At 62.5% G+C, this 16,825-nt stretch carries 13 protein-coding genes; all 13 read left to right on the top strand.

Annotated elements, in window-relative coordinates; genetic code table 11:
* Positions 1-241 precede the first annotated feature (241 nt).
* The 13 genes from glnE (at position 242) to BW992_RS04640 (ending at position 16,823) form a co-directional block, all read left to right on the top strand.
* Positions 242-3,181: a bifunctional [glutamate--ammonia ligase]-adenylyl-L-tyrosine phosphorylase/[glutamate--ammonia-ligase] adenylyltransferase gene (glnE, locus tag BW992_RS04700; RefSeq protein WP_076405691.1), complete on the top strand. Its 2,940-nt coding sequence runs from the start codon at positions 242-244 to the stop codon at positions 3,179-3,181.
* A gap of 206 nt (positions 3,182-3,387) precedes the next feature.
* On the top strand, positions 3,388-4,422 hold the full coding sequence (gene waaF / locus BW992_RS04695; RefSeq protein ID WP_072432172.1) for a lipopolysaccharide heptosyltransferase II: 1,035 nt from the start codon (positions 3,388-3,390) through the stop codon (positions 4,420-4,422).
* A 1-nt stretch (position 4,423) separates the two neighbouring features.
* Positions 4,424-5,482, top strand: a complete 1,059-nt coding sequence (gene waaC / locus BW992_RS04690) for a lipopolysaccharide heptosyltransferase I (protein WP_072398553.1) — start codon at positions 4,424-4,426, stop codon at positions 5,480-5,482.
* Positions 5,482-6,606 carry a glycosyltransferase family 4 protein gene (locus tag BW992_RS04685; RefSeq protein WP_072398552.1) on the top strand — a complete coding sequence of 375 codons (1,125 nt, stop codon included), beginning with the start codon at positions 5,482-5,484 and terminating at the stop codon, positions 6,604-6,606. Before waaC ends, BW992_RS04685 begins: the two co-directional genes overlap by 1 nt.
* Entirely contained in the window at positions 6,603-7,409 is an 807-nt protein-coding gene (gene rfaP / locus BW992_RS04680; RefSeq protein ID WP_076405689.1) for a lipopolysaccharide core heptose(I) kinase RfaP, read from the top strand. Before BW992_RS04685 ends, rfaP begins: the two co-directional genes overlap by 4 nt.
* Positions 7,409-8,143 carry a lipopolysaccharide kinase InaA family protein gene (locus BW992_RS04675; protein ID WP_072398550.1) on the top strand — a complete coding sequence of 245 codons (735 nt, stop codon included), beginning with the start codon at positions 7,409-7,411 and terminating at the stop codon, positions 8,141-8,143. Before rfaP ends, BW992_RS04675 begins: the two co-directional genes overlap by 1 nt.
* On the top strand, positions 8,140-8,892 hold the full coding sequence (locus BW992_RS04670; RefSeq protein WP_072458646.1) for a lipopolysaccharide kinase InaA family protein: 753 nt from the start codon (positions 8,140-8,142) through the stop codon (positions 8,890-8,892). The genes BW992_RS04675 and BW992_RS04670 overlap by 4 nt, the downstream gene beginning before the upstream one ends.
* Positions 8,892-10,346, top strand: a complete 1,455-nt coding sequence (locus BW992_RS04665; RefSeq protein ID WP_072398548.1) for a lipopolysaccharide kinase InaA family protein — start codon at positions 8,892-8,894, stop codon at positions 10,344-10,346. The genes BW992_RS04670 and BW992_RS04665 overlap by 1 nt, the downstream gene beginning before the upstream one ends.
* A gap of 335 nt (positions 10,347-10,681) precedes the next feature.
* The gene (locus tag BW992_RS04660) at positions 10,682-12,439 is read left to right on the top strand and encodes a carbamoyltransferase family protein (RefSeq protein WP_072432168.1); all 1,758 of its coding nucleotides are present in this window, start codon (positions 10,682-10,684) and stop codon (positions 12,437-12,439) included.
* Positions 12,423-13,553, top strand: coding sequence for a glycosyltransferase (locus BW992_RS04655; protein WP_076405687.1), 1,131 nt, complete (start codon positions 12,423-12,425; stop codon positions 13,551-13,553). The genes BW992_RS04660 and BW992_RS04655 overlap by 17 nt, the downstream gene beginning before the upstream one ends.
* Complete coding sequence (locus BW992_RS04650) at positions 13,553-14,449, top strand: antimicrobial resistance protein Mig-14 (protein ID WP_072398545.1); 897 nt, start codon at positions 13,553-13,555, stop codon at positions 14,447-14,449. Before BW992_RS04655 ends, BW992_RS04650 begins: the two co-directional genes overlap by 1 nt.
* A gap of 8 nt (positions 14,450-14,457) precedes the next feature.
* Positions 14,458-15,891, top strand: coding sequence for a PIG-L deacetylase family protein (locus tag BW992_RS04645; RefSeq protein ID WP_076407324.1), 1,434 nt, complete (start codon positions 14,458-14,460; stop codon positions 15,889-15,891).
* Positions 15,892-15,938: 47 nt separating this feature from the next.
* Positions 15,939-16,823 carry a DUF6625 family protein gene (locus BW992_RS04640; protein WP_072398544.1) on the top strand — a complete coding sequence of 295 codons (885 nt, stop codon included), beginning with the start codon at positions 15,939-15,941 and terminating at the stop codon, positions 16,821-16,823.
* Positions 16,824-16,825 lie beyond the last annotated feature (2 nt).

Raw genomic sequence — 16,825 nt, 5'->3', positions numbered from 1 at the left:
GCCTCCCGAATGTATAGACGAGTAGTAAAACTACACATGAAAGGCTTTTGGCCCCTCGTTTCGTTGTGAGAATAATCGTTACTGTTGGTCTTTAGCTAACTCGAACAGGTAAAAACTTGATGTCGGCTGCCAATAAAATCAGATTTTCAGCTATTTATCATCTTTGTTCGACAGTCGATCAGGTAGTGGCTCTCGAAAAAACACTACATCCAGCCTTTCCCGCGCCGATCAAGGATAGACCATGAGCCTGCCCCCGCTTGCCGAAGTACCGGCAATTCTCCTGCCGTTGGTCAGCCGTGCCGAGCAGTCGTTCCGTGCGTCGGTCGCCTCACTGGATGACGATCACGGATTGGCCACCTGGACGCCGGAACGCTGGGGCGAATTCAACCGCGTCGCCGTCGCCAGCGATTTCGTCATCGAGCAGAGTCTTCGTGACCCCGTGATGCTACTGGAGCTGGTACGCAGCGGCGAGCTGGATCGCGACCTGGCGACCGGGGAAATGTGCCGGCAGATCGGCGCCGCGGTCCAGGCCGCCGAGACCGAGGACGAGCTGGGTCGGGTCCTGCGCCGCCAGCGCACCCGGCAACAGGTACGGATCATCTGGCGCGACCTGAACCGTCGGGCCGATCTGGTCCGGACCTGTCGCGACCTGTCGGACATGGCCGACACTTGCATTGACCAGGCCTATCAATGGCTGTATCAGCGCCTCTGCCAGCAATTCGGCACGCCTACCGGCCGGCGCAGCGGTACGGCGCAGCAGATGGTGATCCTGGGCATGGGCAAGCTCGGCGCGGTGGAATTGAACCTGTCGTCGGACATCGACCTGATCTTCGCCTACCCCGAGGGAGGCGAAACCGTCGGGGTGAAGCGGCCACTGGATAACCAGGAGTTTTTCATCCGCCTGGGCCAGCGCCTCATCAAGGCCCTGGACCCGATGACGGTCGATGGTTTCGTGTTTCGCGTCGACATGCGCCTGCGTCCCTACGGCTCGGCCGGTGCGCTGGTGCTGAGCTTCAACGCGCTGGAGCAGTACTACCAGGACCAGGGCCGCGACTGGGAACGCTACGCCATGATCAAGGCGCGGGTAGTGGCCGGAGACCAGGCGGCCGGCGCGCAACTGCTCGATATGCTGCGGCCCTTCGTGTATCGCCGCTACCTGGATTTTTCCGCCATCGAAGCGTTGCGCACCATGAAGCAGTTGATCCAGCAGGAGGTGCGGCGCAAGGGCATGGCCGATAACATCAAGTTGGGCTCGGGTGGCATTCGCGAGGTGGAGTTCATCGCTCAGGCATTCCAGCTGATCCACGGCGGCCGCGATTTGAGTCTGCAGCAGCGGCCGTTGTTGAAGGTGCTGGGGACGCTGGAGGGCCAGGGTTACCTGCCGGCCAAGGTGATCGACGAGTTGCGCCAGGGCTACGAGTTCCTGCGCTATACCGAACACGCTATCCAGGCCATCGCCGACCGCCAGACCCAGATGCTGCCCGACACCCCCCAGGACCAGGCGCGCATAGCGTTCATGCTGGGTTTTACCGACTGGGCGGCTTTCCACGAACAACTGATGCATTGGCGCGCACGCGTGGCCTGGCACTTCGGCCAGGTCATCGCCGACCCGGATGAAGAAGAGGGCGGCGAAAGCGAAGTGGTGGTGGGCGGCGAATGGTTGCCCTTGTGGGAAGACAGTCAGGACGAGGAAGCGGCGTGCCGGCAGTTGCAGGAGGGCGGCTTCCGTGACGCGCCCAAGGCGCTCAGGGCCCTGGCGGCCCTGCGCGGCAGTCCGCAGTTGCGCGCCATGCAGCGCCTGGGGCGCGAACGCCTGGATGCCTTCATTCCGCGCCTGCTGGCCCAGGCCGTCGAGCACGCCGATCCGGACCTGGTGCTGGAGCGGGTACTGCCGTTGGTGGAAGCGGTGGCCCGCCGTTCGGCCTACCTGGTGCTGCTGACGGAAAACCCCGGTGCCCTGCGACGTTTGTTGACGCTATGCGCGGCCAGCCCGTGGATTGCCGAACAGATCACGCGTTTCCCCCTGCTGCTCGACGAGCTGCTTAATGAAGGTCGTCTGTTCAAGCCGCCCCTGGCGCCGGAGCTGGCCGCCGAGCTGCGCGAGCGCCTGACGCGGATCCCCGAGGATGATCTCGAACAGCAGATGGAAGCGCTGCGGCATTTCAAGCTGGCGCATCGCCTGCGGGTGGCGGCTTCGGAAATTGCCGGCAGCCTGCCGTTGATGAAGGTCAGCGATTACCTGACCTGGCTGGCCGAGGCGATTCTCGAACAGGTCCTGGCCCTGGCCTGGCGCCAGACCGTGGCCAAGCACGGTGTGCCGCTGCGCACCGACGGCAGTCTGTGCGATCCGGGCTTCATTATTGTCGGTTATGGGAAAGTCGGCGGCCTGGAGTTAGGGCATGGTTCCGACCTGGACCTGGTGTTCATCCATGACGGCGATCCCCAGGCGGAAACCGACGGACCGAAACCCATCGATGGAGCCCAGTTCTTTACCCGGCTGGGCCAACGGATCATTCACCTGCTGACGGCCCAGACCAACTCCGGGCAGTTGTATGAAGTGGACATGCGCCTGCGGCCTTCCGGTGCTTCGGGGTTGCTGGTCAGTTCCCTCGGGGCGTTCGCCCGCTACCAGGAAAACGAAGCCTGGACCTGGGAGCATCAGGCACTGGTGCGGGCCCGGGTGCTGGTGGGAAGCCAGGATGTGGGCCAGGCCTTCGAGAAAGTCCGCGCCCAGGTGCTGGGGCGCAAGCGTGACCTGTCGACGCTGCGCCAGGAGGTCAGCGAGATGCGCGCCAAGATGCGCGACAATCTCGGTAGCAAGGCCACCGCCGCCGGGACGGCGGCAAACGCCTTCGACGCCTCGGCGCCCTTCGACCTCAAGCAGGACGCCGGAGGTATCGTCGATATTGAATTTATGGTGCAATACGCGGCTCTGGCGTGGTCCGAAGAGCATCCCTCGCTGGTGCGCTACACCGATAACATCCGCATCCTGGACGGGTTGCAAGAGGTCGGTCTGATGCCGGCCGAAGATGCCACGCTGTTGCGCGAAGCCTATAAAGCCTACCGCTCCGCCGCCCACCGCCAGGCCTTGCAGAAAGATGCCGGGGTGATCGCAGGCGACCAGTTCGTGGATGAGCGCCGCCAGGTATTGCGGATCTGGGGTGAGCTGGGGCTGAGCTGAAGCTTTAAATGTGAGAGCGAGCTTGCTGGCGATAGCGGAATGTCAGGCGACATTGATGTTGAATGAGCTGGCCTTGTCGCGAGCAGGCTCGCTCCCTCGGTAGATTGGCGGTGTGTTGTAGATTAGGGCAGCAGGCAACGACCTAAGCCACAGTGATTCTCGAGGCGGGGAGGCGTAGGCCTCCCCGTATCGTTTTTGGAAAGCACATGAATATTCTGATCGTTGGGCCCAGTTGGGTCGGTGATATGGTGATGGCGCAGACACTGTTCCAGTGCCTCAAGCAGCGCCATCCGCAGTGCGAAATCGACGTCCTGGCCCCTGAGTGGAGCCGGCCGATCCTTGAGCGCATGCCCGAAGTACGCAAGGCCTTGAGCTTCCCGCTCGGTCACGGCGTGCTGGAGCTGGCGACCCGCCGGCGTATCGGCAGATCCCTGGCCGGTCAGTATGACCAGGCGATCCTGCTCCCCAACTCGTTGAAATCTGCCCTGGTGCCGTTCTTCGCCGGCATTGCCAAGCGCACCGGTTGGCGCGGCGAGCTGCGCTACGGCCTGCTCAATGATGTGCGCAAGCTGGACAAGGACCGCTATCCACTGATGATCGAGCGGTTCATGGCCCTGGCCTATGAGCCGGGTGCCGAGCTGCCGAAACCTTATCCGCGGCCGAGCCTGCAGATCGACCCGGTGACCCGTGACGCTGCTTTGGCCAGGTTCGGCCTGAGCCTTGACCGTCCGGTGCTTGCGTTGTGCCCGGGGGCCGAGTTCGGCGAATCCAAGCGCTGGCCGGCCGAGCATTACGCCCAGGTCGCGGAAGCCAAGATCCGTGAAGGCTGGCAAGTGTGGCTGTTCGGTTCAAAGAAGGATCACCCGGTGGGCGAAGACATCCGCTCGCGCCTGATTCCCGGCCTGCGGGAAGAGGCGGTGAACCTCAGTGGCGATACCTCCCTGGCCGAAGCCATCGACCTGCTGTCTTGCGCCGACTCGGTGGTGTCCAACGATTCAGGCCTGATGCACGTGGCGGCGGCCCTGAACCGTCCGCTGGTGGCTGTCTATGGCTCCACCTCGCCGGGCTTTACCCCGCCGCTGGCCGACAAGGTCGAAGTAGTGCGTCTGGGCATCGAATGCAGCCCATGCTTCGACCGCACTTGCCGCTTCGGCCACTACAACTGCCTGCGCCAGCTCATGCCGCCATCGGTGACCGATGCCCTGGCGCGCGTGCAGGGCACCCCCGTGGAGGTCCAGTAACTTGCGGGTATTGCTGATCAAGACCTCCTCCCTGGGCGATGTGGTCCACACCCTGCCGGCATTGACCGACGCCGCGCGAGCGATCCCTGGCATCCGGTTCGACTGGGTGGTGGAAGAAGGTTTCGCCGAGATTCCCACCTGGCACCCGGCCGTGGGCAAGGTCATACCGGTGGCGATTCGGCGCTGGCGCAAGAACCTCTGGCAAACCATCAAGAGCGGCGAGTGGCGAGGCTTCAAGCAGAGCCTGCGGGCGCAAAAGTACGACCTGGTCATCGATGCCCAGGGCCTGCTCAAGAGCGCCTGGCTGACCCGTTACGTCAAGGCTCCGGTGGCCGGCCTGGACAAGCAATCGGCCCGTGAACCCCTGGCCGCGCGGTTCTATTCCCGTCGGTTGGCGGTGGCTCGCGGTCAGCATGCGGTGGAGCGGGTGCGGCAGTTGTTCGCGCTGGCGCTGGGGTATGACCTGCCCCAGACCCTGGGCAACTATGGCCTGAACGTCGACAAGCTGGTGGAATTGCCGCGCCAATACCCCTACGTGGTGTTCCTGCATGGCACGACCTGGGAGTCCAAGCACTGGCCGGAGCTTTATTGGCGCCAGCTCGCCGAGCGCATGGGGCAGCTCGGCGTGGTGGTGAAGTTGCCGTGGGGCAGCCCCCTGGAAAAGGCCCGGGCCGAGCGCATCGCCAAAGGGCTGCGCAACGCCCAGGTGTTGCCGAAGCTGAACCTGGGCGCTGTGGGCAAGGTGCTGGCCGGCGCTCAGGCTTGCGTGGCCGTGGACACCGGGCTGGGCCACCTGGCCGCGGCGCTGGACGTGCCGACCATTTCCCTGCTCGGCCCCACCAACCCGGTACTCACCGGTGCCTACGGCAAGGGCCAGGTCCACCTTGCCAGTGATTTTCCTTGTGCACCCTGCATGCAGAAACAATGCACCTATCCGCCGACCGCCGAAGATGCCCGGCGGTTTGACCTGAAACGCGAGCAGCCCCTGTGCTTCACGCGTCTGAACCCCGAGCGTGTCGCCAGCCACCTGAGCACGTTATTGGCTGAGGAATCACGCTGATGCAATTGGCTTTTGTCCTGTACAAGTACTTCCCTTTCGGTGGCCTGCAGCGTGACTTCATGCGCATTGCCCTGGAGTGCCAGCGACGCGGTCACCAGATCCGTGTCTACACGCTGATTTGGGAAGGAGACGTGCCGCCCGGTTTCGAGGTGCTGGTGGCGCCGGTCAAGGCGCTGTTCAATCACCGCCGTAACGAGAAGCTCAGTGCGTGGATGGAGGCCGACCTGGCCAAGCGCCCGGTGGACCGTTTGATCGGCTTCAACAAAATGCCCGGCCTGGACGTGTACTACGCCGCCGACGGTTGTTTCGAAGACAAGGCGCAGAACCTGCGCAACTCGCTGTACCGGCGCTGGGGCCGCTACCGGCATTTCGCCGAGTACGAGCGGGCCGTGTTCGCCAAGGATGCGAAAACCGATGTGCTGATGATTTCCGAAGTCCAGCAGCCGCTGTTCATCAAGCACTACGGCACACCGCTGGAACGCTTTCACCTGCTGCCACCGGGCATCGCCCAGGATCGCCGACGGCCCGCCGATGCCGATGACATACGCGCCGCGTTCCGTGCCGAATTCGAACTGGCTGACGACGAGCTGTTGCTGGTGCAGATCGGCTCCGGGTTCAAGACCAAGGGCGTGGATCGCAGCCTCAAGGCCCTGGCCGCGTTGCCGGCGGAACTGAAAAAACGCACCCGATTGTTTGTAATCGGCCAGGACGACCCCAAGGTATTCCAACTGCAGAGCGCCGCGTTGGGTCTGGGCGACAACGTGCGGTTCCTCAAGGGCCGCAGTGACATCCCGCGTTTCCTGTTAGGGGCCGACCTGTTGATCCACCCGGCGTACAACGAAAACACTGGCACCGTGCTGTTGGAAGCGTTGGTGGCCGGTTTGCCGGTGCTGGTCAGCGCGGTGTGCGGGTACGCTCATTACATTGCCGAGGCCGATTGCGGCCTGGTGCTGGACGAGCCGTTCGAACAGGCCCAGCTCACCGAGTACCTGCAGCGGATGCTGAGCGACGCCGAGGCGCGGGCTGCCTGGAGCCGCAACGGCCTGGCTTTCGCCGAAACGGCGGACCTCTACAGCATGCCGCAGCACGCGGCCGACGTGATTCTGGCGGAGCACGCACAATGAAAGTGATGTTGGCCGAACCGTTCAAGAGCCTTTGGGCCGGACGCGATGCGTTCGCCGAAGTCGAAGCGCTCAAGGGCGAGGTCTATCGCGAACTGGAAGCCCGGCGCACCTTGCGCACGGAGGTGGACGGTCGCGGCTTTTTCGTGAAGATCCACCGGGGAATCGGTTGGGGCGAAATCTTCAAGAACCTGCTGACTGCCAAATTGCCGGTCCTGGGGGCGGGGCAGGAATGGAAAGCCATCCAGCGCTTGCAGGAAGTCGGTGTACCCACCATGACGGCCGTGGCCTATGGCGAAAAAGGCAGCAACCCGGCAGACCAGCACTCTTTCATTGTCACCGAGGAGCTGGCGCCTACCATCAGCCTCGAAGATTTCAGCATCGACTGGGTCAGGCAGCCGCCGCAACCGGCACTCAAGCGGGCCCTGATCGCCGAGGTGGCACGCATGACCGGCATGATGCACCGTGCCGGGGTCAACCATCGAGACTGCTACATCTGCCATTTCCTGCTGCACACCGACAAACCGGTCACGGCTGCGGATCTCAAACTGTCGGTGATCGACCTGCACCGTGCCCAGACCCGCCCGGCCATCACCCGGCGCTGGCGCAACAAGGACCTGGCGGCGCTGTATTTCTCGGCGTTGGACATTGGCCTGACACAGCGTGACAAGCTGCGTTTTCTCAAAGGCTATTTCCAGCAGTCGCTGCGCCGGATCCTCGCCGAAGAAGCCACGCTGCTGCGTTGGCTCGAAGGCAAGGCCAACAAGCTCTATGCACGTAAACAACGGTACGGGGACGCGCTCTGATGTCGGGCTGGAATCTGGAACCTGCCTACGCTGAACTGGCGCGGGATTTCGGCAGCCTCGACGCGGTGTTCGCCCTGGAGGGCGAGCGCCTGACACGCGACCCGCTGTCGGAGGTGATCCGGGTACAGCGCAATGGCGTGAACTATTACGTCAAGCGTTACACCGGGGCCGGCAAGGGCCTGCGGCGCTACCTGGGCAGACCCCGGGTCAAGTCCGAATGGCAGAACCTCAAGCGTTTCGCCAAATGGGGCATTCCCACGGCACAAGTCGTCGCCTGGGGGCTGGAACGGCATGGCGCGGCCTATGCCCGCGGCGCGATGATCACCCGTGAGCTGCCCCATACCGAGGACCTTTCCGCCCTGGCCGAGCATCACGACCAGCGCCTGGCCGATCGCGCCTGGGTCGAAAAGGTGAGCCAGCAACTGGCGGGGTACACCCGGATCATGCATGAACATCGTTTCACCCATAACGATTTGAAATGGCGCAATCTGTTGGTGGACGACCAGTCGCGACTGTTCCTGATCGACTGTCCCAACGGTGATTTCTGGCGTGGTTTCTGGCTCAAGTACCGCATCACCAAAGACCTGGCATGCCTGGATAAAGTGGCCAAGTATCACCTGTCCGCCACCCAGCGCCTGCGCTTTTACCTGCAATACCGCCAGCGTGACCGGCTCGATGCGTGCGACAAGAAGCGCATCCGCCATGTGGTGAGATTTTTCGAGGGGCGTGAATGACTGATTTTCTGGCCGCCGAAGACCGGCCCTTGCTGGCGCGTCACGGCCTGGACAGCTTCGAGGCTCTGTGGGCGCGGCAGTTGGACGCCGTGGATGAACCCAATACCTCGGGCGGGGGCTGGAGCAGCGTGTTCCGGCTTGAACTGGAAGGGCAGGGCTATTACCTCAAGCGCCAGAGCAATTACCTGACTCGAACCTGGTCCCATCCCTTCGGCGAGCCGAGCTTTTCCCGGGAGTTTCGCAATATCAGCCGATATCGCGAACTGGGGATCCCGGCGCTGCAAGCAGTGTTCTACGGCCAGCGCAAGGTGGACGGCGAGGTGCGTGCGATCCTGCTGACCCGGGCGCTCGACGGCTGGGACGACCTGGATTCGTTATTGCATCGCTGGCCGGCGCTGACGGTAGCGCAACGCTGCGCCATCCTGCAGGCCTGCGGCCAATTGGCGCGGCGCCTGCACGGCATGCGTCAGGTCCATGGCTGTTTCTATCCCAAGCACATCTTCCTGCAGGCGATCGCGAACGGCTACCAGGCCCGGTTGATCGATCTGGAGAAGACTCGACCACTGCTGTTCGGCCAGCGCGACCGGGTCAAGGATCTGGAGCCCTTGCTGCGTCGCGCTCGCGCCTGGAATGACAACGACGTGCGCGAGCTACTGTCTGCCTATCTGGACCAGCCGATCGAAGGGGCACTGGTCGATAGCTGGATGAGCCGCCTTACCGCCCGGCGCAGCCACAAGGAAGCCCATTGATGCAATTGTCCGAACTGAAAGATGCCGGCCGCAGCCCGGTCCTGCCGCTGAGCCTGGAATTGGCGGACGCCGCCGGGCCGGCGCAACTGCAGCTGCTGACGCTGTTGCGAGTGTTGCCGGGGCAGCGTTATGTCGGTGCCGGTGTGTGGCGCGGCCGGCCGGTGTTGGCCAAGTTGCTGGTGGGCAGCAAGGCCGCCCGGCACTTCCAGCGAGAATTGCAGGGCGTGCGCTTGCTGGCCGAGCAGGGCTTGACCACTCCGCTATTGCTTGCCGATGGCCTGAAAGAAGGTGAGGGCGGCTGGTTGCTGTTCGAGTTGCTCGAAGAGGCCGAGAGCCTGGCGGATGCCTGGAAGCAGGTCGAGCACCTGCCCTTGCTGGCGGACGAGCAGACGGCTGTGCTGGCCGAGGCCTTGGGCGCCATTGCCCAGCTGCACAGCAAAGGCCTGTGGCAGGAAGATCTTCATCTGGACAACCTGCTGCGTCATGGCGGCAAGCTCTATCTGATCGACGGTGCCGGCATCCGCGCCGAAACCCCTGGGCAACCCTTGTCGCGACAGAAGGTGCTGGAGAACCTCGGGGTGTTCTTTGCCCAGCTACCCAAGTCCATCGAGCCGTTCAACGAGGAACTGCTGGTGCATTACCTGCTCGGTAACGCCGAGCACGCGCTGCCCATGGAAGCGCTGCAGAAACAGATCGACAAGGTGCAGGCCTGGCGCCTGAAAGATTTCCTGGAGAAGATCGGTCGCGAATGCAGCCTGTTCAGTGTGCAACGGGGACCGTTCGGCCTGCGGGCGATCCGTCGTGACGAGGAGGCAGCCATGGCACCGGTCCTGGCGCAGGCGGATGCCTTGCTTGACCAGGGACACCTGTACAAGACCGGTGGCGCGGCCAGTGTTGGCAAAGTCGAAGTGGACGGTCGTCCCCTGGTGATCAAGCGCTACAACATCAAGAATTTCGCCCACTGGCTCAAGCGCTTCTGGCGCCCCAGCCGTGCCTGGCATTCCTGGCGCGAAGGCCATCGCCTGGCCTTCCTCGGCATCGCCACGCCCAAGCCGCTGGCATTGCTGGAAAAGCGTTTCCTGTGGCTGCGTCGCGGTGCGTACCTGGTGACCGATTACCTGCCTGGGCCCGACATCATCGAGCGCTTCACACCCTACATGGAAAGCGGTGAAGCGCCGGAGCCCGAATTGCTGGCGCTGGACCGTCTGTTCGCCGACCTGATCCGCGAGCGCATCAGCCACGGCGACCTCAAGGGTCACAACCTGTTCTGGCAGCACGACCGCTGGGCGCTGATCGACCTGGACTCGATGTGCCAGCACCGCACCCACGCCAGCTTCGCCCCGGCCTACGCACGTGACCGGGCCCGGTTCATGCGCAACTGGCCTGAGGGCAGCGCCTTGTACCGGGTGATTGACCAGCGGTTGCCCAGAACAATCGATAGCGCCTCGTCCTAGCGAGCAGCGTACGCCGGCAGTCGGATGCAGTCCTGGTGGCGAGGGGATTCCCGTTGAGTCGCGCCGCGACCCCAAACCCGTTGAGCGCAACCAGGCCGCCGATTTGGGGACTGCTTCGCAGCCAGGCCGATGGATCCCCTCCCCACAAGTCCCAGGCGCCGGCTTGCCGTGGCCCCTCCGAACAGTGCGTCCCAGGCTTGCCACTCACTGCTAGAGGCTTAGGATCGCTTTTAAGCTATAATCCCGCCCTTTAGCTGCCCCGCGCCCCGGCACGTGGCACATCATTTTTTCGCGGCGCTTGGCGCCCACATGCAGACATAAGAGGCTAGACCCCTGTGGCATTGACGATTCTTGGCCTGTCCGGCGCCCTTAGCCATGATCCTTCCGCAGCGCTGTACATAGACGGCAAGCTGATCGCGGCGGCCGAGGAAGAGCGCTTCGTACGCGATAAACATGCAAAGAACCGCATGCCCTACGAGTCGGCGAAGTTCTGCCTGGAGCAGGCCGGCATCAAGCCTTCCGACGTCGATGTGGTGGCGATTCCATTCGCCCCGATCAGCCTGTTCGGCGAGGCTCGCTGGCATTACGCCAAGCGTTACTGGTACGCCCCGGACCGCGCCCTCGACGCGATTCTGATGGGGAACCGCCGCTACAAGCGCTATCGCCGCAAGATCGTCTGGTGCCTGGAGCAACTGGGCTTCGACCCGAAGAAAATCAAGATCGAGCCGGTCGAGCACCACTTGGCCCACGCCTCCAGCGCCTATCACTGCTCAGGCTTCCAGGAAAAGACCGCGATCCTGGGCATCGACGGCAAGGGTGAGTACGCCACGACCTTTTTCGGCTACGGCGAAAACGGCAAGATCCACAAGATCAAGGAATTCTACGATCCGGACTCCTTGGGCGGCCTGTACGGCGCCATTACCGAGTTCCTCGGGTTCGAGATGCTCGATGGCGAATTCAAGGTCATGGGCATGGCGCCCTATGGCGACGCCAGCAAGTACGATTTCTCGCGCCTGGCCTCGTTCGAGAATGGCGAGCTGGTGATCAACACCGACTACGCCAACGTGATCGGCCTGCGTCGCTACAAAGAGAAGGGCAAGGGCTTCTACTTCTCGCCGAAGCTGATCGAATGGCTCGGCCCGAAACGTGAAGGCGACATCGCCGACGAGCCGTACATTCACTACGCGGCCAGTATGCAGGCGCTGTTCGAGAAGCTCGCGCTGCAGATGATCGATCACTACCTGGGCGACATACTCAAGGAAACCGGCAAGCTGGCGTTCGCCGGCGGCTGCGCCTTGAACGTCAAGCTGAACCAGAAGATCATCGCCCGCGACGACGTCAAGGAACTGTTCGTGCAACCGGCCTCCGGCGACGCCGGCACCGCAGTGGGGGCGGCAGCCTATGTGTCCCACGCTCGCGGCGTACCGGTGGAGAAGATGGAGCATGTCTACCTCGGCCCAGCCTACAGCAACGAAGACGTGATCGCCGCGTGTGCCCGTCATCCAAGCAGACCGGCGTGGCGCAAGATCGACAACACGCCCGAGCGCATCGCCCGGATCATGGTCGACGGCAATCCGGTGGCCTGGTTCCAGGGGCGCATGGAGTTCGGTCCGCGTGCCCTGGGTGGTCGCTCGATCATCGGTTGCCCGAGCGCCACTGGCGTGGCCGATCGCATCAATGAGCAGATCAAGTTCCGCGAGCGCTGGAGGCCCTTCTGCCCTTCGATGCTCGACACCGTCGCGCCGCAGATGATCAAGGTCGATCACCCCGCGCCGTTCATGACCTTCACTTTCGAAGTGGCCGAGGAATGGAAGACCCGCGTACCGGAAGTCGTCCATGAGGACGGTACGTCCCGTGCCCAGGTGCTCAAGCGCGAATACAACCCGCGCTACTACGACATGATGAAGGCCCTCGAAGTGCTGACGGGCAATGGCGTGTCCTTGAACACTTCGCTCAACCGTCGTGGCGAACCGATGATCTGCTCGCCCACCGATGCGCTGAACATGTTCTATGGTTCCGACCTGCAGTACCTGATCATGGAAGACATCCTGGTGGTCAAAGACGGCGTGGACGCTTATGACACGCTCGGCTGAGCGACATGTGCTGCAGTTCTGCCACGGTTATGACGGGCCGTTCCTCGACTGTGCCCGTCAATACGCCAGTCTGTTCGCCGGCACTGGCTATCGCGTGACCACGGTGTTCCTCACCGGCGCTGCCGACGCCGAGGTCGCCGCCGGCTGTGCCTCGGACGAGGTGCTGTTCATGGAATACAGCTCCAGTGCCGTGCGCGGCCTGAAGCTGGGCGCCATCGCCGATCTGCGCAGGATCGCCGCCTCACGCAATTTCAGTTTCTGCATTGCTCACCGCTTCAAGCCAATCTATATCGCCCTGCTGGGCACCCGTCTGCCGGTGATAGGCGTGCACCATGCCTTTGGGGACTATCAGCGGCGGACCCGCCGGCTGTTCGCCCATGTCTACCGCAAGCGCTTGAGCTTGCTTGGCGTCTCTGATGCGGTGCGCGACGACCTGCGTCGCTGTCTGCCGAAATGGCCGGCCAGCCGGATCCAGACCCTCTACAACCGTATTGACCTCGACGCGACGCAGGCCAGCCTGCTTTCCCGGGATGAGGCGCGGCAGACCCTCGGGCTGGATTCGAACGCCTGGATCATCGGCAATGTCGGCCGCCTGCACCCGGACAAGGACCAGGCTACGCTATTGCGAGGTTTCGCCGCGGCGCTGGCGCATCTGCCTGGCAACAGCCAGCTGGCGATTCTCGGCAAGGGGCGACTGGAGAAAGACCTTCGAGAGCTGTCCCTGGAACTGGGCATTGCCGACCGTGTGCTGTTTCTCGGTCAGGTGCCCGAGGCGCGTCGCTATTTTCGCGCCTTCGATGTGTTTGCCCTGAGTTCCGATCACGAACCGTTCGGCATGGTATTGCTCGAAGCCATGGCCGCCGGCGTGCCATTGCTGGCCACCGCCTGTGGCGGGGCGAAGGAGGTGGTCGAGGGCGTGGGCATCCTGTTCCCGCTGGGTGACGCCGAGCATATGGCCCAGGGGCTGCAGCACCTGGCGGCCATGGACGATCTGCAGCGTCGTCAATGTGCCGAACTGATGCTCGACCGCTTGCGTGAACGCTTCTCGGATCGCGCCGTACGCGAGGCTTTCTGGCGTCTGCCACAAGTGACCGAACTGGCGCCGGGGGCCTGATGTTCAATCGATTTCAAGGCTGGCGCGAACGCGGTTGGACAGCCGTAGACGCTTCGGTCTATGCCCAGGCCTGGCAACGTTTTGGTGGCAGCGTGGCAACCCATCCCATGGTGGTGGAGCGCCTCGCGGCCCTGGCTGGCATCCCCGTGCGATACCTGGCCTATGAGCAGCAGGGTGAGCTCAAGGCGGCGATTCCCACCTGGGGGCGCGACCTGGCGTTGTCCAAGGACGTGCTCAAGCGCAGCGGCAAGAAAGGCCTGTTCGACCTGGGCAATGCCGAGCTGATCCTGCCGGCGGCGCCCGATGCCCTGGCACCGTTGCGTCATCGTGGACGTTACCTGTCGGCCCTCAACGAAGGACGTTTCAGTGGCTTGAAGCCACAAAAAGAACAGCTGGCCATGGCCCGCACGCCGGAAGAACTGTCGAAGAAGTTTCGCTATAACCAGCGTCGCGAGTTGCGTTTGCTGGAAGAGGCTGGTGGTGTGGTTAGGCCGGTCGAAGCGTTCTCCAGCGACGAGCTGGCCGCGATCTACTGTGATCTGTTCCTGCGTCGCTGGGGTTTTGCGGCCACCGGAGCCGAGCGCATGGGCGAAGTGATCGAATTGCTGCGCGAACTGCTCATCGGTTCGGTGATTTTGCTCAACGATGCGCCGATTGCCATTCAACTGGTGTATCGCGTCGAAGCGCCTGAATGGATCAGCGTCGAGTACATCAACGGCGGTGTCGACCCGCAGACCCGTGAGTTCAGCCCTGGCAGTGTCTTGAGCTTCCTCAATACCCAAGGGGCCTGGGAGCATGCCCGTGCCCTCGGCAAGCCGATGCGTTTCTCTTTCGGCCGGGCAGACCGGGAATATAAGGACCGTTGGTGCAACCCCGTGCCGGTGTTCAGCGTATGAACCTGCCCTTGAGTCGCAAGCAGCAATTGCTCAAGCGCCACCGTCGCAACAAGCGCGTCGTGCTGTTGCTCGCCCTCATGGTGCTGGTCCTGTCGGGTGTGCTGGTCGCCTGGTGGTTGCCATTGTTGCTCGCGGTCCTGGGCTGGATGGCCCATGAGGCATGGTTCGCCGACCATCTGTTCTATTCGCCTCGGGAGGACTATCTGTACAGCTTCCCGCCGTTCACCCAGCAGCCCAAGGTGCATCTCGATGCCGGGCGGTTGCGATTGGACGAGGGGGTGATGCTGGATGAAGGGGCGACGTTGATCCTGGCGCTACGGGTCAAGAGTACCTGGTTGGGGCGCTTCATCGATCCGGTCGTCTTATTGTCGGGCGGTGGGTATTCGGATCGGCAGACTTTCGAGCGCGGGGTCAACGGCGTGCGCTACCTCAACCTCAGTGAGCAAGGGGCCGCGCTGACCGCTGGCGAGCTGCGCTTGCGGGGGCGCTTCTGCCGCTTGTTGGGGGGGGCGACCTTATGGTCCTTCGCACCCGTGGACATGCGCCATCAAAGGGTGATGGTCATCGCCCCCCATGCCGACGATGCGGAATTGGCCGCGTACGGCTTGTACAGCCAGGCTGACGAAGCCTGGGTCGTGACGCTGACCGCTGGCGAGATAGAAGCCGAACACTATCAACGGATGGGGCTGGACCGCATCGAGGCGGCTCGGCTCAAGGGACGCCTGCGTGCCTGGGACAGCATCACGGTGCCGCGCTGGGCCGGGGTGCCGGAAACACATTGTGTGCAACTGGGATACTTCTGCCTGCAATTGGCGGCGATGCAAGCGACGCCCGGCCAGCCGCAAGGGTCGCGCGAGGCGGACCTGAGTGATACCCGGCTGTTTCGTCAGATGAACCCGTTTGCCTTGCCTGGCGATGTCGATGGGGCACCGACCTGGAACAACCTGCTGGCCGATCTGCGCGAGCTGATCCTCAAGGCTCGCCCCGACGTCATCGTGCTGCCGCATCCAACCCTGGACCCGCACCCCGATCACCTCTGCGCCCATCAGGCCGTCCTGCAAGCCCTCGAAGGCTTGGAGTGGCAGCCCGCAACGCTGCTGGGTTATGCCAACCACCTGCATGACAATGACCGCTGGCCAATGGGCAATGCAGGGGAGGGGGTCGCCTTGCCGCCGTTTTTCGATCCGGATCGGTCGATGCAGCCCCTGAGCCTGCCTCTGTCATTGAGGGGGCAGCGGGACAAGGCCATGGCGCTGGGGATGATGCACGACTTGCAACCGTCTGCGCCATTGAAGCGCCGAGTGAGGCGATTGATACAGCGCTTTATGGCGGGTAGAGTTATTCCCGTTTATGGTGAGAACGAATTTTTCCGCAAGGCGGTCAGGCGTCACGAACTTTTTTGGTTGTTGAAACCTTCTGAAGCGAAAATAAAACATAAATGACGCATAACAGGCCCTGGCGTCTTCGTCCTTAGTGAAGGTGAGTTGTTTTGATCAATCCCTGCCCGCGTATTCTTTTTATCATCCCTTACTTCGGCCGTTGGCCTTACTGGATGCCATTGTTCCTTGAGAGCTGTCGGCGTAACGCTGATATCGATTGGCTGTTATTCAGCGATTGTGGCGTGCCGGAAAATCTTCCGCCAAACGTGACGGTAGAAAGCATGACGTTTGCAGCCTATTGCCAGTTGGTTTCCCGGAAACTGGATATCGATTTCAGGCCTGCCGAGCCTTATAAATTGTGCGATATCAAGCCCGCCCTTGGTTACATCCATGTCGACCGCCTCGACGGCTATGATTTCTGGGCTTTTGGCGATATTGACCTGATATATGGCAACCTCCGGCAATACTTCACCGCTGAGCGCCTGGCCCGGTATGACCTGTTTTCAACCCATGAGCGACGTGTCGCTGGGCATTTGTGCCTGATGCGCAACACTGCACGCAAGCGTGAAGTGTTCAAGCTGATGAAGAACTGGAAAGAGCGTTTTACCGACGACGAACATCACGCCTTGGACGAGGGGGCGTTCAGCCGCATTTTCCTGTGGCGAAAGAATTTTCCCAAGCCGCTGTTTTCCCTGGTCGGAAAATTCAATCCATGGCGTCGAAGCAGCGAGTTCATCGAAGCGTTCAGTACGCCGGGCGGTTGCATAAAGTGGCACGACGGTTCGCAAGACTTCCCTCATCGCTGGTACTGGCGCGACGGCTGCCTCACCAATGATCGAGATGGGGAGCGTGCTTTTCCTTATTTTCATTTTGTTTCCTGGAAGCACAATGAATGGTCGGTATTGCCTGTCCCCGATACTGCATCGATCAAACAACTGGCGGCGACATCCTCTTGGGAGATCGATGCGACAGGTTTTCATCAGGGAAAGTTATGAGT

It is taken from the genome of Pseudomonas sp. 7SR1 (assembly GCF_900156465.1).
In the GTDB taxonomy this organism is placed as follows: Bacteria; Pseudomonadota; Gammaproteobacteria; order Pseudomonadales; family Pseudomonadaceae; genus Aquipseudomonas.
The sequence above is the reverse complement of the archived record's forward strand: the minus strand, read 5'-3'. Positions and strand labels throughout refer to the sequence as shown.

Excerpts from the sequence above, each read along its gene's own strand:
- BW992_RS04650 (WP_072398545.1), top strand. The coding sequence starts at position 13,553 with ATGTTCAATCGATTTCAAGGCTGGCGCGAACGCGGTTGGACAGCCGTA.
- BW992_RS04670 (WP_072458646.1), top strand. The coding sequence starts at position 8,140 with ATGACTGATTTTCTGGCCGCCGAAGACCGGCCCTTGCTGGCGCGTCAC.
- BW992_RS04685 (WP_072398552.1), top strand. The coding sequence starts at position 5,482 with ATGCAATTGGCTTTTGTCCTGTACAAGTACTTCCCTTTCGGTGGCCTG.
- waaF (WP_072432172.1), top strand. The coding sequence starts at position 3,388 with ATGAATATTCTGATCGTTGGGCCCAGTTGGGTCGGTGATATGGTGATG.
- BW992_RS04675 (WP_072398550.1), top strand. The coding sequence starts at position 7,409 with ATGTCGGGCTGGAATCTGGAACCTGCCTACGCTGAACTGGCGCGGGAT.
- BW992_RS04665 (WP_072398548.1), top strand. The coding sequence starts at position 8,892 with ATGCAATTGTCCGAACTGAAAGATGCCGGCCGCAGCCCGGTCCTGCCG.
- glnE (WP_076405691.1), top strand. The coding sequence starts at position 242 with ATGAGCCTGCCCCCGCTTGCCGAAGTACCGGCAATTCTCCTGCCGTTG.
- BW992_RS04655 (WP_076405687.1), top strand. The coding sequence starts at position 12,423 with ATGACACGCTCGGCTGAGCGACATGTGCTGCAGTTCTGCCACGGTTAT.
- rfaP (WP_076405689.1), top strand. The coding sequence starts at position 6,603 with ATGAAAGTGATGTTGGCCGAACCGTTCAAGAGCCTTTGGGCCGGACGC.